This window comes from Paenibacillus solani, assembly GCF_050475945.1.
Classification (GTDB): domain Bacteria; phylum Bacillota; class Bacilli; order Paenibacillales; family Paenibacillaceae; genus Paenibacillus_AQ; species Paenibacillus_AQ solani_A.
On the sequence record NZ_JBCMXJ010000016.1, the window covers coordinates 568784 to 592404 of the forward strand.

The following is a 23621-nucleotide window of genomic DNA, read 5'->3' on the forward strand; positions in this document are numbered from 1 at the left end:
CGATTGGTTTTCTTATCAAAAGAGAGCTTTTTGAACCACCTCTAAAAGGAGAACATCATGCTATCCTCACTCTGGTTTCCCGTTTGTTACGGTCTTGTCCTGTTCCTGTTTGGTATGAAGGTGATGGAAGTTGCCCTCCAGCGCTGGGCCGGTCCACTGCTGCATAAGTGGCTCCATAAAGCGACATCTACGCCCCTAAAAGGCATGATCGCCAGCACGGTAGTCACGGCTCTGCTGCAGAGCAGTACCGCTGTTACCGTGCTGGCGATCGGCTTCGCCAATGCCGGTTTGTTAAGCCTGGCCGGTACCCTGGGGGTTATCCTCGGCACAAACATCGGCACGACGGTAACCACCGAGCTCATCAGCCTGCAGATCGGAAAAGCAGCCATGCCCCTCCTTGTCCTCTCACTGATGCTATGGGTTGGTGCCGTCATCGCAAGTGAACGCGTGCCTACAAGCAGCGACAATATAAAAAATCAATTGGTCCGCGGTCAGTTCCTGTGTCTTGCGATCGCCGGGTTCTCGCTAGTATTGCTAGCGATACAAATCATGCAATCCATAGGTCCGATGCTGCAAACCCTCGGTTTGTTCCAGTGGTTTGTGGATCATGCCTCGCAAAGCGTTCTCTGGGGCATTGCAGCCGGCATGCTCTTGACTGCTATCATGCACAGCGGCACTGCCGTGATCGCTATGGCTATGGGTCTAGCAGCCAGTGCGTCCTTGCCTCCAGTGATCGGAGTGGCGATCGTTCTTGGCTCCAACGTAGGCACCTGCGTCACAGCTCTGATAGCCGCCATAGGCAGCAGCCGGGCAGGGCGGTTTGTAGCCTGGTCCCATATGGGGCTAAATGTCGGTGGAGTCCTGCTCTTTACTCCCATGATAACGGGTTTAACCACCGTATCCGGCTGGCTCGCAGCAGACCCAGCTGGACAAATCGCACATGCGCAAACTCTGTTTAACATTGTATGCTCGCTGATTGCCCTTCCGTTATGCTATCTGCCCTACTGGAGCAAGCGGGCACAGACCTAACCCTTCATATCCTCATCCTCAGGGATGCTGACTTCAAGCAATGCAAGTGCTTTACGCAGGATAATATCATTGTTATTATAGCCGTTGCTTCGCTGCTTCCTCCATGCCGATAGGGGGTCAAACCAATCCACCCCGTTGATTTCCTCGACTTGGGGTTTTAAGGTGCCTCCTACTGCCTTAACCAGGTAGTAATGAACTTCTTTATCAACCTGCCCGAATTCAGGATGCTGATATTTATATGCAATAATGTCCACTGGAGAGGTGATGGATCCGACGATACCTGTCTCCTCGCAAATTTCTCGGAGTGCCGTCTGCTCGACCGTTTCCCCAGCTTCCATTTTCCCTTTGGGAAGCGAGGTTTTTCCATATCGATCCAAGATGAGCTGAACTTGAAGCTCCCCTTCATGGTGACGGTATACAACGCCGCCTGCGGAAATTTGTGTGTATGTCACGTCCTATTCCTCCTTCATGTACAACAAGGATTTCACTTCCGGTAGCCAGGAAATGAAATCCTTGTCTGGATGGCTGCTATGGTAATTACTGGGCAGCTGCCTTTAGTCCATGATCCACGATGCTAAGGAGTTCGCCCTCGCATTCATTCACACCGGCTTTGGTTACTTTTACACGGCACAGTTTGCCTTCGAGCTCAGGCGAACCATTAAACACAAGCTGCAAATAGTTATCACTGTAGCCCTGCATCATGCCGCCCTGAGGAGCTCCCTTATATTCTCGTTCCGGGATTACCTCTAGAATCTGACCCACAAAACGTTCAGCATAAGCAAGTTGCAGCTGCTCTGACAAATCAATCAGATCATGCACGCGTGCATTCTTTACTTCCTCGTCCACCTGATCCTCCATCCGAGCCGCCGGCGTACCGGTACGCTTGGAATACGGGAATACATGCATTTCAGAGAACTGAATCGCCTTCATAAGGTCATAGCCGTTTCGGAACATCTCATCCGTTTCCCCAGGGAAGCCTACGATAACGTCTGTCGTGATGCCTACATCAGGCATCGCTTGGCGAATCAAGGTCATCTTGTTATAGAACTCTTCCGTCGTATATTTACGGCGCATCCGTTTAAGGACCGTATCGTCCCCTGCTTGCAGCGGAATATGGAGATGGCGGCACATTTTGCTGGAACGGTTCAGCACATCCAGCATTTTCTCATCAATCTGACTTGCTTCAATAGAGCTGATCCGGATCCGTTCCAGACCGTCCACGCGATCAAGATCCCATAGAAGGTCTGATAATCTGTAATCCTCCAGATCATCGCCATATCCGCCGGTGTGGATACCCGTCAGCACGATCTCCTTATAACCCGCATCAACTAGCTGATGTGCCTGCTGTATAATGCTCTTCGGCTCACGGCTGCGTGAAAGGCCGCGGGACCAAGGGATGATGCAGAACGTACAGAAATTGTTGCATCCGTCCTGAATTTTAAGAAATGCGCGAGTACGCTCTGCGAAATCCGGAACGTCCATTTCCTCAAATACCCGGGTTTTCATAATGTTGCGAACCGCATTGATCGGCTGGCGCGTTTTTTCAATATCGTGAATGAAATCCATGATTTTATCACGATCCTGGTTCCCGATAACGAGATCCACGCCAGGAATATCCAGAATTTCCGCAGGCGAAGTCTGGGCATAACAGCCTGTTACAGCCACGATTGCATCAGGATTGCGGCGAACCGCTCTTCTTATCATCTGACGACTCTTCTTATCCCCAGTATTGGTAACATGGCAGGTGTTAATCAGATAAACATCTGCGGTTTGTTCGAAGTCCACCTGGTCGTAGCCTTCATTCTTGAAGTATTGCCAGATGGCCTCGGTATCATAAAAATTGACTTTGCAACCCAACGTATAAAACGCTACGGATGGCATGCTCAAACGCCCCCCATTTCTCCAGATTCATATAGTGCGCAGGCAAGCGCGGTCATGCCGGCTGTCTCGCAGCGCAGGATCCGTCTTCCAAGTCCAACAGATACGGCTCCTGCCTCCTCAGCAGCCTGGCTTTCCTCTTCTGTAAAGCCGCCCTCCGGCCCAATGACCAGCAGCAAGCTGGCCTTGGAGCCGAGCTCCGGCAGCGCCTGCTCCACAAAAGGCTTCAGCACGTCCCTAAGCTGGGAACCATGCTCTTTTTCATAGCAAAAATAAATAGCATCATAGCCAGAAAACGAGGCAAGCAGATTTTTCCACGATAAAGGCTGTTCAACAGACGGGACCCGGTTACGGTGAGCCTGTTCAGCTGCCTCTTTTGCAATCTTGCGCCAGCGCTCCAGCCGCTTGCCTTCCTTCTTGGCATCGTACTGAACAATCGTCCTTTCCGATAGAAAGGGTACAAAGGATACCGCACCGATCTCGGTACACTTTTGAATAACGGTCTCCATTTTGTCGCCTTTCGGCAAGCTCTGAGCGATGCTAACTTGCAGGCGCGGTTCTTGAGTCATCTCCAGTGGTTCAACCACAACAGCAGCAACACTGCCTGCCTCGATGCTCTGAATTTCCACCACGGCTTCGCGGGAAACCCCGTCGCTAATAATCAATTGATCACCAAGTCTGCCTCGCATGACCTTGGTAATGTGACGGGCATCATCGCCCGTAATCTCAACACGTTCTCCCTGAAATTGCGCGGGAGTCACAAAATATCGCTGCATCTCTAATCCTCACCTAACTCCAAAATCGCCAAACCCCATCATACAACTTTTCGAACAAACTGACCAGAGAAAATCAGAGCCGGTAACCACCGGTCATCATAATGAACATGTCAAGAAATTTGGATGACAGCGCATGTGCCGCATCATATAGAGGCTTGATCGTATAATCCTGGAAAACAGGCAACAGTATGATCAACAAAAATACTAGGATCGACCATTGCTCAAACTTCTGAATCTTCGCACTCATCCGCGGAGGGAGTGCATTCTCAAGAATGCGGTAGCCATCCAGCGGAGGCAATGGAACAAGATTGAACAAACAAAGAAAGAAATTAAGCAATATAAATATATTAAAGAATAAATGCACCGCTTGATCCGTCTTCGTAATTCCTTCTGGAGGAATTATCCCTGTTTGATACAAAAGTGCATATATAAGCGCCCCCAGGATTCCTAACACAAGGTTGCTCAGCGGACCTACCGCCGCGACAATGATACTCATGCGGCGCGGGCTGCTGAAATTATCACGATTGATGGGGACCGGACGAGCCCAGCCGAAACCGGCAACGAGCAAGAGAACGATCCCCAAAAAATCAAAATGTACCGCTGGGTTTAGCGTAACCCGTCCCAGCAGCTTAGCCGTAGGGTCTCCGAATTTATTCGCAAAATAGGCATGAGAGAACTCGTGTACAGAAAACGCGATGATTAAAGCAATCAGGTAAAAAGGAAGTTGTTCCAGCGGGTAAAATAGCAGTTGATCCAAAACATTCATGATCAGTTCTTCCTCGCCACGAAGGCAACCCAGTCATCCTCACGACAAATATCCGCAATTTCAAAACCGGCTGCAATCAGAGCCTTCTCCACGACCTCTTCCTTGTTCTTGTAAATCCCCGATGCGATATAAGCACCTCCCGGCTGGAGAGCCTGGTACACATCGTCTACAAACAACAGGATAACCTCAGCCAAAATGTTAGCTACAACAATTTGTACCGGGAGCGTAACACCCAGATCCGATTGATCGGAAGAATCCGTCAGTACCGAGAGCAAGTCGCTTTCCTTCACCGTAATCCGATCTTCCAAGCCGTTCAAACGGGTATTCTCTTTCGCGCTGGATACAGCTACCGGGTCCAGATCGAGTGCCAGGATTCGTGAAGCCCCCAAATGCGCTGCACCGATAGAGAGAATGCCTGAGCCTGTTCCAACGTCGATGATTTCCTCTCCGCCCTTGATCACCATCTCCAATGTGCGCAGGCATAAGGAAGTCGTCGGATGCGTCCCTGTGCCGAAGGCCATACCGGGATCCAGTTCGATAATCGATTCTTGGTCGGTCTCTGGCGTATACGTCTCCCATGTCGGCTTGATCGTCAATCGCTCAGATACACGGATCGGCTTAAAATATTGCTTCCAGGCGGTAGCCCATTCATTCTCGTCCACCGTTTTCATCTCATATCTGACTTCGCCAACATCAATGCCGAAATCTTTCAGCTCATCAACACGTGGCGCAATTTCATCGCGGATCGTGTCCAAATTCACGGTCTCATCAAAGTATCCCTTGATGACAGCAAAGCCTTCAGGAATATCATTAAACGGGACAACTTCATCAAACCACTGTCCCAGTGAGGTGTCCCGCTTCTTGTTCGTTGTACCGGATTCCTCAATGGAAACGCCTCCGGCTCCTGCCTCATGCAGGAAATTCGTAATCATCTCCACGGCTTCCTCCGTGGTATGTATCGTCAATTCATGCCATAACATCTGCTACAGTTCCTCCTCATTCATACATAAGTATTATTGTACTATATCGAGGACCCTGGATACAAAATTTACATTGCATCAGGGTTGGACCATATATTCCCAATTCAACTCAATTAAAAGAAGCCCTACCTTAAAACCTCCATAATTAGAGGGCATGGTGGGCTCTTTCGTATTTGGAACAAACTAATCTACGTCTTTACTGGTTTCGTCAAGGATTATCTTCAATTGGCGTTCATCCGCAGCTTCGCCTCTGCGCATAGCCTCAACATCATCGCTGTCCGCTTCCATAGCAGAAAACTCAACATCCTCGGCTTTGGCGGATTGAAGGGCAATCATCTTTTCGGTTTTGCTGGAGATTTTACCTTTCTTAACGCGTCTCATCATGGTGCTATTCTCCTCTTCAATAAAAATGAGTACATGGCCTGCTCTGTTAAATCATGCCGCCGGATTCTTCAATTAAACGCATAGCTTGCGGGAATACGCTTTCGTCTAATACAACCGTCAACAAAATATCACGGCCCTCAGTCCCATCCTGGTCTCCACTACTCATACCGCTGGCAGATGGATCTGCCGCTTCAAGAATCCCTGCCCCTGGCCCGGAGATATCCGCGTTCAAAGTCAGTGTGGTTAAGCTTGTAATATTTCCTGTCAACGGATTCATCGGATTATTCAGTTCCCCGCCGGGATCAGCACTGAATCGGTCGATGGACATATCGGCAACACGCAGTGTCTGTAATTTGCGGGCAGCATGCTGGGCTTCTTCCGGGCTTTTAAAATACGCCAATATATTCTTCTCTGTCACTTCATATCACCTGCATTTCCTCTTCATTATTCCGGGTGGAGACTACTTTAGGTTGCTTCATCGCAAAGGGATTTATTCTTGAGAAAACGCTTCTGTCGCTACGAGGCTAAGGCTTCTGCACATTGACCTTGCCTTAAACAAAGAAAGCAGCAGGCCAAAGGTTCGAACTAACCTTTAGCCTGCTGCTATCATGATCCTCGTGGGACTAAGCCCTAAATTCTTTATTAGTCACCACGGAATGCTTTTTTTACGCGGTCAAAAAAAGATTGCTCCTGTTCATGGGTCTGCTCGCCATCAAGTGAAGCGAATTGACGAAGCAATTCCTTCTGTTCATCGCTCAGCTTGCTTGGTGTGATAACCACAACCTTGACATGCTGGTCGCCCTGTCCCATGCCACGCAGCCGGGGCACCCCTTTGCCTTTCAAACGGAAGAAGGTCCCCGTCTGAGTCCCGGCAGGGATCTTCAGCTTCACTTTCTCGGTCAGCGTCGGGATTTCTATTTCATCACCAAGCGCAGCTTGTGCAAAAGTAAGCGGCACTTCGCAATAAATATCGTCACCTTCGCGTTCGAAGAAGTCATGCGGCTTCACGCGGATTACGATATACAGATCGCCAGCCGGGCCGCCGCGGAGTCCACCTTCGCCTTCGCCTGTCATGCGCAGCTGAGCTCCGTCATCCACACCAGCAGGCACGCGAACATGAATCTTGCGCTGCTTCTTCACTTTACCGTTGCCATGACAAGTCGTACAGCGTTCTTTGATAATCTTTCCAGTCCCGTTACAGTTCGAGCAAGCACGGCGGTTCACCATACGACCAAATGGCGTATTTTGCACAACCTCTTGCTGTCCGCTTCCGTTACACACCGAGCAAGTTTGCGGCTGCGTGCCTGGCTTTGCTCCTGAACCGTGACATGTATCGCATGTTTCCGTTCGTGGAATTGTAATGTCTGTTTCTTTACCGAATACGGCTTCTTTAAATTCAACCGTCATCGTATACTGCAGATCGTTCCCCCGTTGAGGCGCATTTGGATCACGGCGTCCATTGCCGCCAAAGAACATATCGAAAATATCTCCAAAACCGCCGAAATCACCGGAGAAACCGCCCCCGCCCATGCCTTGGTTCGGATCAATATGACCGTACTGGTCATAACGCGAACGCTGTTGGCTGTCGCTTAATACATCGTAAGCCTCTTTCACTTCTTTGAATTTGGCTTCCGCATCAGCCGCTTTGTTCACATCCGGATGGTATTGGCGAGCCATTTTTCGATACGCCTTCTTGATATCGTCCTCGGATGCGTCTTTGCCAACACCGAGCACCTCATAATAATCACGCTTATCAGCCACGGTTTCACCCCAATCTCTTTATTACTCTTTACATAAGGAAAGCCAAAGTGCGAAGATGCGCAGCTTTGACCTTCCCATACAATCTATTCAGATTAACCTTTGTTTTTATCTTCGTCAACAACCTCGTATTCTGCATCTACGACATTGTCGTTCTTAGGAGCACCAGCACCAGCGTCAGCACCTTCAGCTGCTTGCTGCTCTTGAGCTGCTTGCTCATACAGCTTCACGGAAAGCTGTTGTACGATTTGAGTCAGTTCCTCAACGGAAGCGTTGATCTCTTCCAGATTATCGGATTCAAGCGCCTTTTTCACTTTGTCTTTCGCTTCGTTTGCTTTTTCTACTTCGGAAGCATCGACTTTGTCTCCAAGGTCCTTGATCGTTTTCTCAGTTGTGTATACGAGTTGGTCTGCGTTGTTGCGGGCTTCAACCAGCTCTTTGCGTTTACGGTCTTCCTCGGCATGAAGCTCGGCATCTTTCATCATTTGTTCAACTTCAGCATCGCTCAAGCCGCTGGAAGAAGTGATGGTGATCTTCTGGCTCTTACCGGTACCTTTATCGGTTGCCGATACGTTAACAATCCCGTTCGCATCAATATCGAAGGAAACTTCGATTTGCGGTACGCCGCGTGGTGCCGGAGGAATATCTCCAAGCATGAAGCGTCCGAGCGTTTTGTTGCCAGCAGCCATTTCACGCTCACCTTGCAGCACGTGAATTTCTACGCTTGGCTGATTGTCAGCATACGTGGAGAACACTTGAGATTTGCTCGTTGGAATCGTGGTATTGCGGTCGATCATTTTTGTGAACACGCCGCCTGCCGTTTCGATACCCAGGGACAGTGGAGTTACGTCAAGCAATACAACGTCTTTAACGTCACCAGTTAATACGCCAGCTTGAACAGCAGCACCAAGTGCAACCACTTCGTCAGGGTTTACGCCTTTGTGAGGCTCTTTGCCTGTCAATTTCTTGATCGCTTCTTGCACGGCAGGAATACGAGTAGAACCACCAACAAGCACAATTTTATCAACATCGTTAGCTGTCAGACCTGCATCGCTGAGCGCTTGACGAGTTGGGCCGAGCGTACGCTCAACGAGAGAAGCGGACAATTCTTCGAATTTAGCACGAGTCAGGTTGACCTCAAGATGCTGAGGCACCCCGTCAGCAACGGTGATAAACGGCAGGGAAATTGTAGTTGTCAACACGCCGGACAATTCTTTTTTCGCTTTTTCCGCTGCATCTTTCAGACGTTGAACGGCTGCTTTATCTTTGCTCAAATCAATGCCTTGGTCTTTTTTGAATTCTGCTACCAGGTAGTCAATGATCACTTGGTCAAAGTCGTCACCACCAAGCTGGTTGTCACCGCTGGTTGCTTTTACTTCGAAGAAGCCATCGCCCAGTTCCAGAATAGATACGTCGAAGGTACCACCTCCGAGGTCATATACCAGGATCGTTTGATCTTCGGACTTCTCCATGCCGTAAGCCAGTGCAGCAGCTGTTGGCTCATTGACAATACGCAGAACTTCGAGTCCTGCAATTTTACCCGCATCCTTTGTCGCTTGACGCTGGCTGTCATTAAAATATGCAGGAACCGTGATAACCGCTTGGGTTACCGTTTGGCCAAGATAAGCTTCCGCATCCGATTTCAGCTTCTGCAAAATAATGGCGGAAATTTCTTGTGGTGTGTAGTCTTTGTCATCGATTGTTTCTTTGTGATTCGTACCCATGTAACGCTTGATAGACATGATCGTGCGATTCGGGTTCGTAATAGCTTGACGTTTTGCTGTATCTCCGACGACACGCTCTCCGTCTTTCTTAAATCCTACAACGGATGGAGTCGTACGCGCTCCTTCCGGGTTCGGGATAACTACAGCTTCTCCACCCTCCATAACGGCCACGCAGGAGTTGGTTGTTCCTAAGTCGATACCAATAACTTTGCTCATAACAAAAATATCCTCCTTATTCATTCATACGAATCCTCGTATGATCCTGATCAATTTTTTATATATGATAAACGACTATCAAAAGTCATTTACATGCTGACTTTAACCATAGCAGGTCTCAATACTTTATCTTTCAACATATACCCCTTCTGCACTTCTTCAACCACGATGCCTTCCTCGTACTCCTCGCTCTCCACCTGCATGATAGCTTGGTGGTACTCGGGGTTGAATGACTCGCCAACGCTCTTCATAGCCGACAAGCCTTCAGCAGCGAGGACTGATTCCAATTGGCGGAAGATCATGCTGACTCCCTTGGAAAAGGATTCAAATTCCGGATTCTCCTCGGATGCCTGCAGGGCACGCTCAAAATTGTCGATAACAGGCAATAGCTCTGTAATCAGCTTGGAAGAAGCATACTTGCCTAATTCCTCTTTCTCCTTCTGCGTGCGGCGACGGAAATTATCGAAATCCGCCTGAACCCGTAAGACCCGCTGCTGGTGCTCCTGCACCTCGGCCTGAAGCTTCTCAAGCTCGGCTGAACCTGCAGTTTCACCTGTTTCCTCCACAGGCATTTCCTGCTCGGAATTAACTGTTTCCTCTGAAGGAACGCCCTCATCCGAGTTCGGCTTGTTTTCCAATGTCTCTTCTACTATTTCCTCTGCTGCTGTATCTTGAACGGCATCCTTATGCTCATTATTCAAGACGCCTTCACCTCCTTATATTAAAAAACGGGTTAGCTGTAATACTTATATATGAGATTAACGTTATTCGTCTATCTCTTTCATCTTGATCACGTGATGAATTCGCAGTACGGCTGCCGCTACCTCGCCAGCTGCCCGCAGGCCATGAAGTTTGACCAGAGCCGGGTCAAGCACACCAAGCTCTTCATAATCGACAACGCGGCCACTGTCACAATCAATGCCCATCCCATCGGAAACGGCACGGATTTGCGCCGCGCGGACCTCTTCCATTTTCTCAAGCGGGTTATAGCCGGCATTCAGTAGAATCTGGGACATGGGCTTACGCAGTGCCGCTGAAACGGCCTCCATGCCGAATGCTTCCATCCCTTTCTGGGTTTCTCGAATTCGTTCAAGATCATAGGATACGGCGAGTTCGCTTGTCCCGCCACCTGGAAGAACGCCTCCGGATACGGCAGCCTGCAACGCCGATGCTGCATCACACGCAATTCTGGCTGCCTCGCCTACAACTTCAGAGGTACTGGCACCCACAATCACAGTCACTATACGATCTTGACTGCCGCAGGACAGACGAATTTTTTCAATATGTTCGTCATAAGTCACACGCGGGGTATGACCCAGGAGAACCGCTAGCCCCTGTGGATCTTTATGTAACGCCTTGCGGCGTATGGGGGTAGCACCAGTCATGTCACTTACCCGGCGAAGATCTGCACGTGATACGCGCGGTACAACCATCATCCCGTGATCCAGGCAGAACTGCTCCGCATCGGGGTGAATTCCTTTTTCAAGAAGGATCAGCTTAACGGACATTTCGGACAATTTCTCCAAATTTGAAGCAAAAATGCTTCTCAGGTCCATATACTGTGCGAACCCCGCTTCAGTAGTAAGTGCCTCTTCACCGATATCATCCGGTTCTAACGAGTCATACAATACAAGCACTTTGGCATCCTCGTATGACCTTGACTCTCTGGCAAAAATCGGCCGTTGCCTTAGCAGAACCCCCTCGAACACTTCATTGTCGGCATTCTCCAGCGCAATTATACTGTCTGCAAGCGAGTAGGCTGGGTCCTTCAGACGGGTTATTCCCGCTTTGTGGGCGGCATGCATAATCAGTTCCACGATGTCTTTTCGTTCACGACCGGCAACGTACACCGTCCGCTCCAGAAGAGGATCATTTAATCCTTCGATTACCCGAACCCGGCTCGCTAACAGCTCCAGAGATTTCTCAACGCCCTGACGCAAGCCCTCTACTACCTTGGATGCAGGCACACCCCGCGTTATGCGGGATACCCCTTCTTGAACAAGAGCGCCTGCAAGCACGGTGGCCGTCGTGGTTCCATCGCCTATTTTCTCCTGCTGAGCACGTGCCACCTGAATGAGAAGCCGCGCTGCAGGATGGGTGACATCCATCTTGTCCAGAATCGTCACCCCGTCGTTGGTAATTACCACTTCCCCACGGGGACCGACCAACATCACGTCGAGCCCCTTGGGACCAAGCGTGCCTTCCACAGCGGACGTGACGGCCCGGACGGCATTGCTGTTATTCAGCAGTGTAGAATAACGCTCATCTCCATCTACTTGGCTATGTTGTCCTTGGCTCATCTGTCTCACTCCTTTATTTGTACCAGTGTGACAGCAATTTCGTCAGATCATGGGATAACACATTCAAAATGCCGATCACCCGCGCGTATTCCATTCTAGTCGGACCGAGAATGCCGATCGAACCAAGCGCTTTTCCATCAATCGAATATGTCGCGGTAATCAAGCTGCAATTGGAAATGGCTTCATGCGTATTCTCCGTACCGATCTTCACTTGAATGCCGTGCTCCCCGGGAGCAGGTGCCATAAGCTTCATTAGAGCGGGTGTTTGCTCCAGGAGCTCAAATATTTCCCTAACCTTGTCAACGTCCTTGAACTCCGGCTGATTCAGCATGTGAGTCGTGCCGCTGAGATATACGCCGCGATGGTCTGGTTCGTTGTTTAAGGCGATATCCAGCATACTCATAAGATCTTCATAATGTGAAATATGCCGCTGCATTTCCTCGCCGATCTCCGTGTACAGCCTAGTCTTGAGCTTATATAGAGGCACGTTGACCAGCTTCTTGTTTAGAAGATTTACCACTTGCTCCAGCTCTGAAACAGACACGCCCTTCGGAATCGAAACGATCTTGTTCTCAACTTGCCCTGTACTAGTGACGATGATGGCTACAGCTTGGTCCTCATGAAGAGGGAGAAGCTGGAAATGACGCAAAGACGTATGAAAGACTTCCGGTCCCAGCAGGATGGAAGTGTAATTGGTCATCTGAGACAGAATGCCGGCTGTATGCTGTATCATCTGTTCCATCACGTTCAGCTTTTCTGCAAAAAATGATTTCATCATATGCAGTTCTGCAGGGTTCAAGGAAAACGACGACGTGAGATGATCAACATAATAACGATATCCTTTATGCGACGGAATTCGTCCAGCTGATGTATGAGGCTGCTCCAAAAAACCGAGTTCCTCCAGATCAGCCATCTCGTTACGGATGGTTGCCGGGCTATAACCGACATCCCCGCGCTTGGAAATGCTTCTAGAGCCCACCGGCTCCGCAGAACGGATATAGTCATCCACAATGGCATTCAATATCATGCGCTGACGATCTGTTAACATGTCGCTCCCCTCCTTGCTGACTGCTTACTTTTCATCTTCGTTAGCACTCATCGTCAACGAGTGCTAACCGATATAACAAAAATACCAAACCGACCTGAGGATTGTCAAGTCAGTTCAGTACTTTAAGAACAGCTATTTCATCACAAGCATGCTGCTTCTTGCAATGGATGCAATCGGTCCATACTTTCTCTGGAAAAATCTCCTTCTCTACAACAGAAAAGCCGTTCTTGATGAAGAAGGATACCTCATATGTCAAGGCCATCACTTTGGGAAGCTCGCGACGTCTCGCTTCTTCCAGAAGGGAATCCACCAGCATGGAGCCAATGCCTTGCCCTTTATAGCCTTCAGATATACCTAGCGAACGGATCTCAACCAAATCGCTCCCCAACTGACATAATGAACCGCAGCCGATAACCTGTCCTTCAGACTCGGCCACAACGAATTCTCCAATTTGCCTCTCCAGCACTTTTTTGGAACGGGGCAGCATAATCCCCTTTTCGGCATAACCCTGAATCATCTGATACAGCGGCTCGACATCTTCTAACTTCGCCTTTCTGCATACCGCCGACATTGTTGTCCGTCTCCCCTTTACACACTCCGTCATGTTATGAATAAATATACAACAGAGCGCATATAAGTTCAATAGATTAATTTGACGACAAGCTACCTATAAATTCTGCGAATACATCGTTCCCGAAGAGAATGCCTTTGCTGCTCAGCTTATAACCATCATCAGTGGAATCCAGAAGTCCCGCACCCACCATTTTATTCAGGGGCTTGGAGAATACCTCTTCCAAAGAAACCCCGAACTGCTGCCGGAATCGGCTGCCCGAAACGCCGTCCAGCACGCGAAGTCCAACCATAAGGAAATCCTCCATCGCCTCTTCCCTTGATACTTCAAAACTCTCCAAGCGCGGAAGTCCTTGGTTTGCTGCTTCATTATATGGGTTAACGCCCTTAATGTTCACATGGCGCTGACGTCCGATGTATCCGTGTGCTCCCGCACCCAGACCATAATAATCCTCGTTACGCCAATACGTCATATTATGCCGGCTCTCAAAACCGGGTTTGGCAAAATTACTAATCTCATATTGCTTGTATCCGGCCGCCTTCATCCGGTCCATTAATAGAAGATACATATTCAGCTCGTCCTCCTCATCCGGAAGCGGCAACTGATTTCGCTGGTACATCGTATGAAACAGCGTATTTTCTTCAACCTTTAAGCTGTAAATCGAATAATGCGGGAGTCCAAGCTCCAGCGCTTTATCTACGCTTTCGGCGAGCATATCGAGCGTTTGGTTCGGGAGCCCGAACATTAAATCGATGGACATGTTATTAAAACCGGCAGTTCTGGCGTTTTCCAGACTTCGGTATACATCATCTGTATCGTGAATCCGGCCAATTCCGCTCAGTAAGGTATTCTGGAAGGCCTGCACACCGAAGCTGATCCGATTTACGCCTCCTTCACGCATAACGGACAGCTTCTCCAAATCTGTAGTGCCGGGATTCGCTTCCATCGAAAACTCGATATCGTCGGACCAATCCGGAAAATGACGCTTCACGCTCTGCAAGAAGTACTCCATCTCATTTGGCTTCAGCACCGTGGGTGTTCCGCCGCCGACAAAGATACTCTTAATTGTTCCCGGCGGATGGGCCGAAACCGTCAGCTCCATCTCTTTATCCAGCGCTCGCAGATAATCCATCACTGGCTGATCCTTCAATACGTAGGAGTTAAAGTCACAGTAAAAACATTTATTGGTACAGAACGGAATGTGAATGTACACCGCTTCCGTCCGTTGGTCATTAACCGTCATTCTTCTTTTTCCTCCTGCAATGCTCTGGCATGACTTACTAAATTTAAGAAACTTCTTAAAAGTTCCTTTTCTACTATAACGCTATGCCTCTTGTAATGAAAGAAAGGAAAGCCGAAAATCGGCTTTCCCATCATTTACATCATAAAAGGCTTTCCGTAGGACCGGTGTTATTTCAGTTGTTTCGTATCGTGACCAGCGGATTACTTGTCGTCGATTTTCAGTACCGCCATAAAAGCTTCCTGCGGAACTTCCACACTGCCGACTTGCTTCATCCGCTTCTTGCCTTCCTTCTGCTTCTCAAGGAGTTTACGTTTACGGGAGATGTCACCACCGTAACACTTCGCGAGTACGTTTTTGCGCATCGCCTTCACCGTTTCGCGGGCCACAACCTTGGTGCCGACAGAAGCTTGGATCGGTACTTCGAACATTTGGCGAGGAATCAGCTCGCGCAGCTTCTCGCAGATCGCTCTGCCTCTGTGATATGCACGGTCCTTATGCACGATGAAGGATAACGCATCCACTTGCTCGTTATTCAGCAGGATATCCATTTTCACCAGATTGGATCGACGGTATCCAGACAGCTCATAATCGAATGATGCATATCCCTTGGTGCTGGATTTTAATTGGTCGAAGAAATCATACACGATTTCCGACAATGGAATTTCGTAAGTAATGGTAACGCGCGTCGTATCCATGTATTCCATGTTTACAAACTCGCCACGTTTGTTCTGGCACAGTTCCATGATCGCTCCGACATAATCATTCGGAACAATGATGGCTGCCTTTACATATGGCTCTTCAACATGATCGACCTTGCCAACCTCAGGGTAATGGGAAGGATTATCGATCTGAATCTCTTCACCGTTGGTAAGCATTATACGATAAATTACGCTCGGCGCGGTCGTAATTAACGGTATATTGAACTCGCGTTCAATCCGTTCCTGAATGACATCCATGTGAAGAAGTCCCAGGAAACCGCAGCGGAATCCGAACCCGAGCGCGCTGGACGTTTCCGGTTCAAAGCTTAATGAAGCATCATTAAGCTGCAGCTTCTCGAGCGCTTCGCGCAGGTCATTATAATCCGATGTCTCAATAGGATACAGGCCGCAGAATACCATCGGATTGATCTTGCGGTAACCAGGTAGCGGCTCTGCGGTAGGACGCTTGGCGTCCGTAACCGTATCACCGACCTGCGTATCGCCAACGCTCTTGATGCCAGCAACGATGAATCCGACATCCCCAACATTAAGCTCGTCCACCATGGTCATGCGAGGCATGAATGCCCCCACCTCAATGACTTCAAAGGACTTGCCGGTTGCCATCATCTTTATCTTGGAACCAGCCTTGATACTCCCGTCAAGGACACGCACATATACGATGACACCTTTGTATGGGTCATAATGGGAGTCGAAGATCAGCGCTTTAAGCGGTTCTTCGGAATCACCTGCAGGCGCTGGAACTTTCTGAACCACCTGCTCCAAAATTTCCTTGATCCCGATGCCCGCTTTGGCCGATGCCAAGACGGCATCGCTGGCATCCAGCCCGATGACATCTTCAACCTCTTGCTTAACCCGCTCGGGATCCGCGCTAGGCAAATCGATCTTGTTAATGACAGGCAGAATTTCAAGATTGTTATCCAGAGCCAAGTATACGTTAGCTAGTGTCTGGGCTTCAATTCCCTGCGCAGCATCAACTACGAGCAGAGCGCCTTCACAAGCGGCCAAGCTTCGAGATACCTCGTACGTAAAGTCGACGTGTCCCGGAGTGTCGATCAGGTTCAGAATGTACTCCTCGCCGTTATCGGCTTTATAGTTCAGTCGAACCGCCTGCAGCTTGATAGTAATGCCACGCTCTCTCTCCAGATCCATCGTATCCAGTACTTGTTCTTGCATTTCACGCGTAGTTAATGCACCCGTAAATTCTAAGATACGGTCGGCAAGAGTTGATTTCCCATGGTCTATATGTGCAATAATACAGAAATTACGAATTTTTTGTTGTCTTACTTGTACGTCCGTCATGCCTAACCCCCAACAACCACCAGATGTTTTGAATCAACTTATTATACCAGTTGAAGGGATGTACAGCAATGCTGAGATATAAGGCATCCTTAATCCGTAATGGATCCGAACATCGACACGACCCAGCGTATGCTTTGATCAGACAGCTGCTGGAGAAGCCCAGCTGTTTTGTCGGCAAGTACATCGGCAGGAGGCTGGGATCGTTCAGGCAGCAGGATATCTCTTGGCGACGGCTCATATTCATTCCATCTCTTCCGGATCTCTTGTTCTTGTGCAGCAGAATCTATTACCGGCGGATTCTGGCGTTTTCCTCCCCAACCATTCCCTGGATTGATTTCGCTTTGCGGACCTTGCACTTGACCCTGCCGCACGCTCTGTATACGTCCTGCCCCATCTTCCGGGGCTGGCGCTTTTGATCCACCAAGCTGCATGCCGACCAATATGCCGATGCCAGTCCATATGATCAGTGCCACAAACCGTTTGCCTAATCGTGACATCCTCTGTCCCTCCTTGATTTCCCGTGCATTCCTGCCCTGCATATATAAATGTTTTTTTTACCAGCTCTCAGCCTTCGTCTGATGCTGTAAGCTTCACTTGGTCCTGATCTTGATTAAGAGGAGGCAGTCTTTTTCTTCGATGAATCATCGTTATTTTTCACACTGGCCTTTTCGGCCTCTTGTTCCTGCCAATATACATCTGCAATGATGTCTGCCAAAGCTTCCGCAGTACGCTGTAATTCTTCCTTCGTGTTATCAATGCCGCCAATTTCGATCAGAATGCTGTTCGGCGATAGGGATTGATTATACTCTCCGTTGCCTTGATCTGCTGATTTCCCCCATACCCCCCGGGAGACTCCAGGATAAGACTTTTCCAGCTTGGCATTAATTTTGCTGGCAAATGCTTCGTTCTTTCTCCAATTCTCATTGGCATGTCCGATGATAAAGTAAACCTTGGCGTATTTCTCGCCGTTTACAGTAGCCGTAGTTTTGTTATAGCGCTGCGAATCCCGGTGGATATCTATCAAATAGTTGATTCCGTCATTTTGTGACATGGCCTCCATGGCCATCTGCCGCGAGTATTTATAAGAAAAGTTATAATTATATCCTTTAACGGTAGATTGATAGTCGCTCTTATCGTGCAGGGTGCCAATACCGTTTGCTTCTAGCTTTTTGCTTAGAAAACTGCCCACGAGCATTACATTCTTAGTTGGAGAGACCGCTCCAGGATTGTCAGAAGGGTGGGTAAGAAGCGGATTATAGGCTTCCTGTGGATGAGAATGATAGATGAGTACCGTTTTCTTACCATTTGTCGTTTTTCCATCCTTGGAGGTGCTGCCAGGTTTATTCTTGCTACCAGGGTCTCTTTGCGGACTCTGATCAGGGACATCGGGACCTTTACCTTCATTCCCAATCTCTCCTTGATCTGGTACAGAGGCTTCTTCAACGACTTCGGACGGTTCTTGCTCAAGCTGCTCTGCGGAGGGATCCGGCCGATAATCAGCCGGGGCCTCGCCATCCTCGTTACCGGAGCCATGGGACAGCTGCACAGGTTGATTTGCCTTCATACCGGGAAGCTCACCCGCGATGAGGCTCTTCGGATCCCGTGGATTCACGCTTGTAAGCAGTTCAAAGACGAAAGATGACATTTTCTCGCCGGAGAAGCTAGATGACTCCTTGGAAGCTGTCATATGCGGCATTTCCATGCCAATCATATCAATGAAAAAACGACTGGATAACGATGCGGCCAAACCTTTCATTGATGACACCGGTGAAGAATTTAGCCGTTGTTCTGCCATTCCTCCAAGCCCTAGTAAAATAAAGAATATAAAAGAGCCCAGCATCAAAATAATAAGTGTGCGGCCCATGCTCAGACCTTCCATGAACTTCCGCTTCAGTCTGGCAATGTTCCAGATACGAAACTTGCGATGATTCATATTGATGTCCTCCTCGGTTCGCCGGGAGCTGCCGGCTCTCACTACTATCGCTTACGCTCCCGCGACTCTGTAATCTCTTATACTTCGAATCTATGAACCGGGGAGAATCAATAGAACTAGAATCCTTAAAAAATATAAAAGCTCCGATAGATTCGGAGCTGGTTTAATATTGATTTTCGTTTAGTGTGTGTACGCCCCAACATTACCAGGATCCACTGCTTCATGCAGCGCTGCATTGAGACCACTTGCTACAATGTTGGCAATATCCTCTATGAATTCATCAATCTCTTTTGGGGTAACAATGAGGTCATGACCCAGAGGCTCAAGAACTTCTTTTACCAGTGCCAGACGCTCACCCTCGGGGATATCGTGCAGCATGCCCATAATCTTGCCGGTTTCAGGTGCATCTTTTCCAAAATGGGATTTCATTAGCTCTATGGCGTTATTCACGATAGTAGAGGCATAGCAGACCGTTGGAACTCCGATAGCAATACAAGGGACGCCAAGAACCTCCTGAGTCAATCCCTTACGTTTATTACCTACGCCGGAGCCGGGATGAATACCTATATCGGCAATCTGAATCGTTGTATTCACCCGCTCTAAAGAACGCGAAGCCAGTGCATCAATCGCGATGATCAGGTCCGGACGAGTCTGCTCCACAATGCCTTGGACTGTTTCACTTGACTCAATTCCTGTCAGGCCGAGTACCCCAGGTGCCACAGCGCTGACTTGGCGATAGCCCGGCGCCACACGATCGGGCATCAGCTCAAAAAACTGCCTTGTCACCATCACGTTCTCCACCACGAGGGGACCAAGCGAATCCGGCGTCACATTCCAATTGCCGAGACCGACAATCAGAACGCTTGCTTTCGGTCCGATTCCGATCCGGGACATGAACGCCTCGAATTCCCGAGCGAAGACAACGGATACTTGCTCCTGAAGCCCGGTATCTCCTTTGCGAAGATCCGGAACCTCCAATGTTACATAATGACCCTTAACTCTTCCGATTGATTTTGAGGCAGCGTCGTTCTCAACATCCAGTCTTGTAATCTTGATTCCGTCTTCCTGCACCACATCCTCCATAACTCCCGGTATCGGTGCATTGCTATTGCCTCCTGCCAGCTCTCTTGATTCCACGGCCAAGTCCGTTCGGACCGAATATTTTTGCAAATCCAGATCCATCTAAATTCACACTCCTCCTCTTATTAATAATAGTGTGCGAGAGTAAGGAGGAGATTATGCAGAAGTCCTCAATGAGTATTGCTTTTTGTCCACCCCCATGCTAAAATATTTTAAGTTGTGAACCATTTCGCTCTATTGAAATGCCTTACAGGAGGTGAATGTAATGCCAAACATCAAATCCGCGATTAAACGTGTAAAGACAAGTGACAAACGCCACGCGCTTAACATTTCTCAGAAATCCGCGCTTCGCACAGCTGTTAAAACTGCTGACGTAGCACTGAACGGTACAGAAATCGAAGCTGCTAAAGTTGCTTTCCAAGCTGCTTCCAAGAAGCTTGATAAAGCCGTTACGAAGGGCCTGATCCATAAAAATGCAGCTGCCCGCAAGAAATCCCGTCTGGCGAAAAGACTGAACGCTCTTACGTCCCAAGCGTAAGTAACGTTTGTTGAATACGACATGGAAAAAGCCCTGAACAGTTCACACTGCTCAGGGCTTTTTATGATAAAGAACAAGAGTGTACGGTATATACGCGTACACTCTTGTTCTGCTATCTACGAATATATTGTTGCGAGCGGAAGATTAGGCACCGAGTCGCAACAGAAACATTTCAATTCCGAGCACCTTGTCAATGGCCCCCGTCTTCATCTGATAATCCAGATTAGCCAAGTGATTCAATATACCTTCAAGACGAGCTGTCTCGAATTTCCGGGCTTGTTCACCCGCAATTTTCACAGCATAAGGATGCAGCCCGATTTGTGAAGCAATCTGCTGCTGTGAATAACTCTGGGTAGACAAGGTCTTAACCTGAAGAATGATTCGGAATTGTCTTGTGATCAGCGCGGCAATTTTAATCGGTTCCTCCCGCTGCTTCAGCAATTCATAGTAGATCCCGAGTGCCTTGTCCAATCGAAGATTTGCAATATCATCTACTAAGGCAAATACATTCTGTTCCGTGCTGCGGGCCACCAGCATATCGACGGTTGCGGCATCAATAGCTCCGCCGGCACCAGCATACAGGCATAGCTTCTCAATTTCTCCCGATAAAGCTTGAAGACTGGTTCCTGCATTTCGAACGATTGCCTCTGCCGCACCTTCACGCAGCGTACAGTCGCCTTTCCTCACTTGCTTGTCTACCCAACGAAGCAAATCCTCCCCACCTAGTGGCATAAAGGACAGCGCAACCCCAGATTTTTTGACCGCCTTCACTACCTTTTTACGCTCATCCAGCTTTTCTTGCCCAACCTGAAAGACAATTACGCTATAATCAGCAGGATTGGTCACATAATCCAGTAAAACCTCTGGACGATGATCCACTTTCCCGTTATCCTTCGCAGCTGTAAAAAAAGATGTATCCCGAACAAATATCAGTTTCTTTTGAACCATAAAAGGAACCGTCTCCGCTTCTTCAACAACAGCTTGGATCGGCACTTCCCCTAAATCCATATGAACAATGGCAAAATCACGATCTTCCTGTGGGATCAACTGAGCCTCCAGAAGCTCGGCAAATTCCTTCATTTGAAATTTCTCGCTGCCGTACAGCAAATAAACGGGAGATACATCTCCTTGTCTGACCGCTTTGGCTGCCGCTTTGGCATCCATCGGCGTCCCCCCTTCCTACTCTGTACACTATACCAAAAAAGAATATCCAAAAGCGATAGCTAAACACGCAAAATAAAGTCAGGAATTAACCTGACGGAAAACAAAGAGACCTCGGCTTATATTCAGCAGCAAGGTCCCTTCGTCCCAACACATCTATATAAACGCCGGCGAGCATGCTCTAGAAACACCTTGCCGACGGTCATACGACGGTAGTTGGTATAACACTCTATTCAATCTATATAGGGTATTCATATCTCCCGGCATGTGTGCGCCGATTTTGTTTTTATCTCTTTATTTATTTCTTAGGCTTTGATTGATTATCCGCTGTTGAAGCTGGAACCTGTTCCTTCTCTAGGGAATAGACATGCTCAACCAATTCGCCATTATTCTGCAGCTTATACTTAAACGTTAAGCCGTCATCTGACCACTGACCAGATATGACGCTGCCCTTGAGTGGAATCTTCGCAACCGTCTCAACCGCTTCAGGTGAAGTATCATCTCCGGAAGGAAGACGATAAATGACCAACTGATCAACCTCAACCGAAGCTGTATACAGACCGTCCGGCGAAGACCACTGCTCCGGCACATTCGCCAGCCCATAATGCGTTGCAGATAACTGGTCGGAGGATTCATGGCTTTCCACAGCGGGATCGCCTGAATCCGTGCTGATCGGCGGCAACTTATCTGACCTGGTATCCATGGATTCAGTAGGTGCCTTTTGAATATTCATGTTATCTTCGTTCTGTTGTGGTTCGCCGACCTTAGGAGTTTGTTGGTTTGCAGCATTATTCTGCACATTAGTTTCGTTTGCTACAGGTTGATCCGAAGTTCGAGATTGTGCCTTGTCAGCCTTATCACTCTTCTGAGTGGCAGGATCGGAGACCGCATCTTTCTTCTGATCTTCAGTCTCAGTCGAAGCCGATGGCTCGGCTGGCTTAACTGCTTCCTCCGGTTTATTCGTAATGGAATCGGGATCAGATTCAGTTGACGAATCTGGAGGCGAATTTCGTTGACTTACAGAGGGAGCGCTCCCCTCGTTCTCCGCGCCTCCCGTTTCCATACCGCCGTCCATAAATAATTGTTCCTTATCCTGCTGATCCTGGTATTCGATCCCAGCTCCATTCTCTGTCGTTCCCGCGCCCGTTGTACTTACCGCTTCATAAGGAACTTCAGCATCTGACAGCATTTTGGGTTCATAAGTAAGTATAGCTGCGCCGAGTATCATCACAGCAGCTGCAGCCCCGACAGCAGTCCTCCCGCCAACGGTACTCCACCAGCTGCCCTTACGGCGCGGGCGCCGAATTTCCGGCATCATCTCGGCCGGCTCCTGGATTTTTACGGCTGGAGGTACGTCAAGGTTTTGGCGTTCACGGTCAATAGCATCAAGTCTAGGCATAATAGCATCAACCAGACTGACAGGCGGAGTTACGGCTGGTAGTTCTTCAAGCTCTCTGTTCAATGATTTTAATATGGAAAAGGTCTCTGCACACTCGGGACACACGGCAATATGCTGATACATCTCGGCCGTCTCCTCGGGTGTGAGGTCTCGGTCCAAATACCGATGCATCCGTTCCACCACCTCTTGGCAATTCATCCTGATACACCACCTTTCTGATGCTCTTGGAGCATATTCTGCAGCTGCTGCCTGGCTCTAAACAGATATGATTTTACCGTATTAAGCGGCAGATTCAGGCAATCAGCAATTTCGTTGTAGGATAGGTCCTGCAAATACCTTAAGACAATGACGGTCCGATGGTGATCCGGCAGCAGATTAATGGCTTCTTTGATGTCCTCAGCCAAGTACCCCGACATCACTTCCCGTTCAACGTCGAGCTTATCCCGAAATACCAGATCATGTTCATCGATGGAAACCGTCGGCTTGGTTCTGCGAAATTTATCAATACATATGTTGGTAACAATTCGCTGGACCCACGTCTTGAACTGAGCTTTCTCCTCGTAGGAGTTGATCTTCGTATATATTCGTATAAGTGCTTCCTGTGCCGCATCCATGGCATCCTGTTCATTTTTCAGAATATAATAAGCAGTCCTGTAAACATGTTGCTCAATTTCTCGCAATAGGGTGATTAGAGCGTCGCGATCGCCCGATTGAGCGGCTCTTATGAGTCCCTGCTCCACCACAGTGGATCCCCCTCTCCCTGCATACATACAGACGGATAGAATTAATAAATGTTGCAGTATGTAACCTATTATTTTT

Annotated in this window: 23 protein-coding genes; 2 read left to right on the forward strand and 21 right to left on the reverse strand. The window is 48.7% G+C overall.

The annotated features are described in order from the left end of the window. The first annotated feature begins 57 nt into the window (after positions 1–57). Positions 58–1029 carry a Na/Pi cotransporter family protein gene (locus ABEQ74_RS21305; RefSeq protein ID WP_430124127.1) on the forward strand — a complete coding sequence of 324 codons (972 nt, stop codon included), beginning with the start codon at positions 58–60 and terminating at the stop codon, positions 1027–1029. On the opposite strand, the gene ABEQ74_RS21310 is transcribed toward ABEQ74_RS21305, so the two are convergent. The 18 genes from ABEQ74_RS21310 to gpr all read right to left on the reverse strand — a co-directional run bounded on the left by ABEQ74_RS21310 (position 1026) and on the right by gpr (position 19806). Continuing rightward, positions 1026–1481: an NUDIX hydrolase gene (locus ABEQ74_RS21310; protein WP_430124129.1), complete on the reverse strand. Its 456-nt coding sequence runs from the start codon at positions 1479–1481 to the stop codon at positions 1026–1028. The two genes, ABEQ74_RS21305 and ABEQ74_RS21310, sit on opposite strands and share 4 nt — an antisense overlap. 85 nt (positions 1482–1566) lie before the next feature. After that, positions 1567–2910, reverse strand: a complete 1344-nt coding sequence (mtaB, locus tag ABEQ74_RS21315) for a tRNA (N(6)-L-threonylcarbamoyladenosine(37)-C(2))-methylthiotransferase MtaB (RefSeq protein WP_430124130.1) — start codon at positions 2908–2910, stop codon at positions 1567–1569. 2 nt (positions 2911–2912) lie between these two features. Then, the gene (locus ABEQ74_RS21320) at positions 2913–3683 is read right to left on the reverse strand and encodes an RsmE family RNA methyltransferase (protein WP_430124131.1); all 771 of its coding nucleotides are present in this window, start codon (positions 3681–3683) and stop codon (positions 2913–2915) included. Positions 3684–3756: 73 nt separating this feature from the next. After that, positions 3757–4449, reverse strand: coding sequence for a site-2 protease family protein (locus tag ABEQ74_RS21325; RefSeq protein ID WP_053489160.1), 693 nt, complete (start codon positions 4447–4449; stop codon positions 3757–3759). Positions 4450–4451: 2 nt separating this feature from the next. After that, a complete protein-coding gene (prmA, locus tag ABEQ74_RS21330) occupies positions 4452–5429 on the reverse strand; it encodes a 50S ribosomal protein L11 methyltransferase (protein ID WP_430124132.1) in 978 nt (325 codons plus the stop codon). Positions 5430–5612: 183 nt separating this feature from the next. Beyond that, positions 5613–5813 (reverse strand): YfhD family protein, encoded by a 201-nt coding sequence (locus ABEQ74_RS21335; protein WP_430124133.1) that lies wholly within the window; start codon positions 5811–5813, stop codon positions 5613–5615. A 46-nt stretch (positions 5814–5859) separates the two neighbouring features. Further along, complete coding sequence (locus ABEQ74_RS21340; protein WP_430124134.1) at positions 5860–6231, reverse strand: hypothetical protein; 372 nt, start codon at positions 6229–6231, stop codon at positions 5860–5862. Between the two features lie 224 nt (positions 6232–6455). Further along, the gene (dnaJ, locus tag ABEQ74_RS21345) at positions 6456–7574 is read right to left on the reverse strand and encodes a molecular chaperone DnaJ (protein ID WP_053489164.1); all 1119 of its coding nucleotides are present in this window, start codon (positions 7572–7574) and stop codon (positions 6456–6458) included. Positions 7575–7666: 92 nt separating this feature from the next. Beyond that, on the reverse strand, positions 7667–9511 hold the full coding sequence (dnaK, locus tag ABEQ74_RS21350; RefSeq protein ID WP_430124135.1) for a molecular chaperone DnaK: 1845 nt from the start codon (positions 9509–9511) through the stop codon (positions 7667–7669). 89 nt (positions 9512–9600) lie between these two features. Beyond that, positions 9601–10212, reverse strand: coding sequence for a nucleotide exchange factor GrpE (gene grpE, locus ABEQ74_RS21355; RefSeq protein ID WP_430124136.1), 612 nt, complete (start codon positions 10210–10212; stop codon positions 9601–9603). Positions 10213–10275: 63 nt separating this feature from the next. Continuing rightward, entirely contained in the window at positions 10276–11811 is a 1536-nt protein-coding gene (locus ABEQ74_RS21360; RefSeq protein WP_430124137.1) for a TCP-1/cpn60 chaperonin family protein, read from the reverse strand. 13 nt (positions 11812–11824) lie between these two features. Continuing rightward, positions 11825–12859, reverse strand: coding sequence for a heat-inducible transcriptional repressor HrcA (gene hrcA, locus ABEQ74_RS21365; protein ID WP_430124138.1), 1035 nt, complete (start codon positions 12857–12859; stop codon positions 11825–11827). 109 nt (positions 12860–12968) lie between these two features. Then, positions 12969–13430, reverse strand: coding sequence for an N-acetyltransferase (locus tag ABEQ74_RS21370; RefSeq protein ID WP_430124139.1), 462 nt, complete (start codon positions 13428–13430; stop codon positions 12969–12971). Between the two features lie 76 nt (positions 13431–13506). Then, positions 13507–14673 carry a radical SAM family heme chaperone HemW gene (gene hemW / locus ABEQ74_RS21375; RefSeq protein WP_430124141.1) on the reverse strand — a complete coding sequence of 389 codons (1167 nt, stop codon included), beginning with the start codon at positions 14671–14673 and terminating at the stop codon, positions 13507–13509. Between the two features lie 200 nt (positions 14674–14873). Continuing rightward, the gene (gene lepA / locus ABEQ74_RS21380) at positions 14874–16691 is read right to left on the reverse strand and encodes a translation elongation factor 4 (RefSeq protein ID WP_053489171.1); all 1818 of its coding nucleotides are present in this window, start codon (positions 16689–16691) and stop codon (positions 14874–14876) included. An 89-nt stretch (positions 16692–16780) separates the two neighbouring features. Further along, the gene (locus ABEQ74_RS21385) at positions 16781–17188 is read right to left on the reverse strand and encodes a hypothetical protein (RefSeq protein ID WP_430124142.1); all 408 of its coding nucleotides are present in this window, start codon (positions 17186–17188) and stop codon (positions 16781–16783) included. Between the two features lie 113 nt (positions 17189–17301). After that, positions 17302–18624 (reverse strand): stage II sporulation protein P, encoded by a 1323-nt coding sequence (locus ABEQ74_RS21390; protein ID WP_430124143.1) that lies wholly within the window; start codon positions 18622–18624, stop codon positions 17302–17304. A gap of 180 nt (positions 18625–18804) precedes the next feature. Next, complete coding sequence (gene gpr, locus ABEQ74_RS21395; RefSeq protein ID WP_430124144.1) at positions 18805–19806, reverse strand: GPR endopeptidase; 1002 nt, start codon at positions 19804–19806, stop codon at positions 18805–18807. Between the two features lie 163 nt (positions 19807–19969). On the opposite strand from gpr, the gene rpsT reads away from it, so the two are divergent. Then, positions 19970–20242, forward strand: coding sequence for a 30S ribosomal protein S20 (gene rpsT / locus ABEQ74_RS21400; RefSeq protein ID WP_053489175.1), 273 nt, complete (start codon positions 19970–19972; stop codon positions 20240–20242). Positions 20243–20386: 144 nt separating this feature from the next. Here rpsT and holA read toward each other — a convergent pair whose 3' ends face one another. From holA to ABEQ74_RS21415, 3 genes are all read right to left on the reverse strand, one after another. Further along, a complete protein-coding gene (holA, locus tag ABEQ74_RS21405; RefSeq protein WP_430124145.1) occupies positions 20387–21406 on the reverse strand; it encodes a DNA polymerase III subunit delta in 1020 nt (339 codons plus the stop codon). 295 nt (positions 21407–21701) lie between these two features. Continuing rightward, positions 21702–23000, reverse strand: coding sequence for a zf-HC2 domain-containing protein (locus ABEQ74_RS21410; protein ID WP_430124146.1), 1299 nt, complete (start codon positions 22998–23000; stop codon positions 21702–21704). Beyond that, positions 22997–23545 (reverse strand): RNA polymerase sigma factor, encoded by a 549-nt coding sequence (locus ABEQ74_RS21415; protein ID WP_053489178.1) that lies wholly within the window; start codon positions 23543–23545, stop codon positions 22997–22999. Before ABEQ74_RS21415 ends, ABEQ74_RS21410 begins: the two co-directional genes overlap by 4 nt. Between the last annotated feature and the right edge of the window lie 76 nt (positions 23546–23621).

Coding starts and splice junctions, on each gene's coding strand:
- ABEQ74_RS21305 (WP_430124127.1), top strand. CDS start 58: ATGCTATCCTCACTCTGGTTTCCCGTTTGTTACGGTCTTGTCCTGTTC.
- mtaB (WP_430124130.1), bottom strand. CDS start 2,910: ATGCCATCCGTAGCGTTTTATACGTTGGGTTGCAAAGTCAATTTTTAT.
- ABEQ74_RS21320 (WP_430124131.1), bottom strand. CDS start 3,683: ATGCAGCGATATTTTGTGACTCCCGCGCAATTTCAGGGAGAACGTGTT.
- ABEQ74_RS21325 (WP_053489160.1), bottom strand. CDS start 4,449: ATGAATGTTTTGGATCAACTGCTATTTTACCCGCTGGAACAACTTCCT.
- prmA (WP_430124132.1), bottom strand. CDS start 5,429: ATGTTATGGCATGAATTGACGATACATACCACGGAGGAAGCCGTGGAG.
- ABEQ74_RS21335 (WP_430124133.1), bottom strand. CDS start 5,813: ATGATGAGACGCGTTAAGAAAGGTAAAATCTCCAGCAAAACCGAAAAG.
- dnaK (WP_430124135.1), bottom strand. CDS start 9,511: ATGAGCAAAGTTATTGGTATCGACTTAGGAACAACCAACTCCTGCGTG.
- ABEQ74_RS21360 (WP_430124137.1), bottom strand. CDS start 11,811: ATGAGCCAAGGACAACATAGCCAAGTAGATGGAGATGAGCGTTATTCT.
- hrcA (WP_430124138.1), bottom strand. CDS start 12,859: ATGTTAACAGATCGTCAGCGCATGATATTGAATGCCATTGTGGATGAC.
- ABEQ74_RS21370 (WP_430124139.1), bottom strand. CDS start 13,430: ATGTCGGCGGTATGCAGAAAGGCGAAGTTAGAAGATGTCGAGCCGCTG.
- hemW (WP_430124141.1), bottom strand. CDS start 14,673: ATGACGGTTAATGACCAACGGACGGAAGCGGTGTACATTCACATTCCG.
- lepA (WP_053489171.1), bottom strand. CDS start 16,691: ATGACGGACGTACAAGTAAGACAACAAAAAATTCGTAATTTCTGTATT.
- ABEQ74_RS21385 (WP_430124142.1), bottom strand. CDS start 17,188: ATGTCACGATTAGGCAAACGGTTTGTGGCACTGATCATATGGACTGGC.
- ABEQ74_RS21390 (WP_430124143.1), bottom strand. CDS start 18,624: ATGAATCATCGCAAGTTTCGTATCTGGAACATTGCCAGACTGAAGCGG.
- gpr (WP_430124144.1), bottom strand. CDS start 19,806: ATGGATCTGGATTTGCAAAAATATTCGGTCCGAACGGACTTGGCCGTG.
- rpsT (WP_053489175.1), top strand. CDS start 19,970: ATGCCAAACATCAAATCCGCGATTAAACGTGTAAAGACAAGTGACAAA.
- holA (WP_430124145.1), bottom strand. CDS start 21,406: ATGGATGCCAAAGCGGCAGCCAAAGCGGTCAGACAAGGAGATGTATCT.
- ABEQ74_RS21410 (WP_430124146.1), bottom strand. CDS start 23,000: ATGAATTGCCAAGAGGTGGTGGAACGGATGCATCGGTATTTGGACCGA.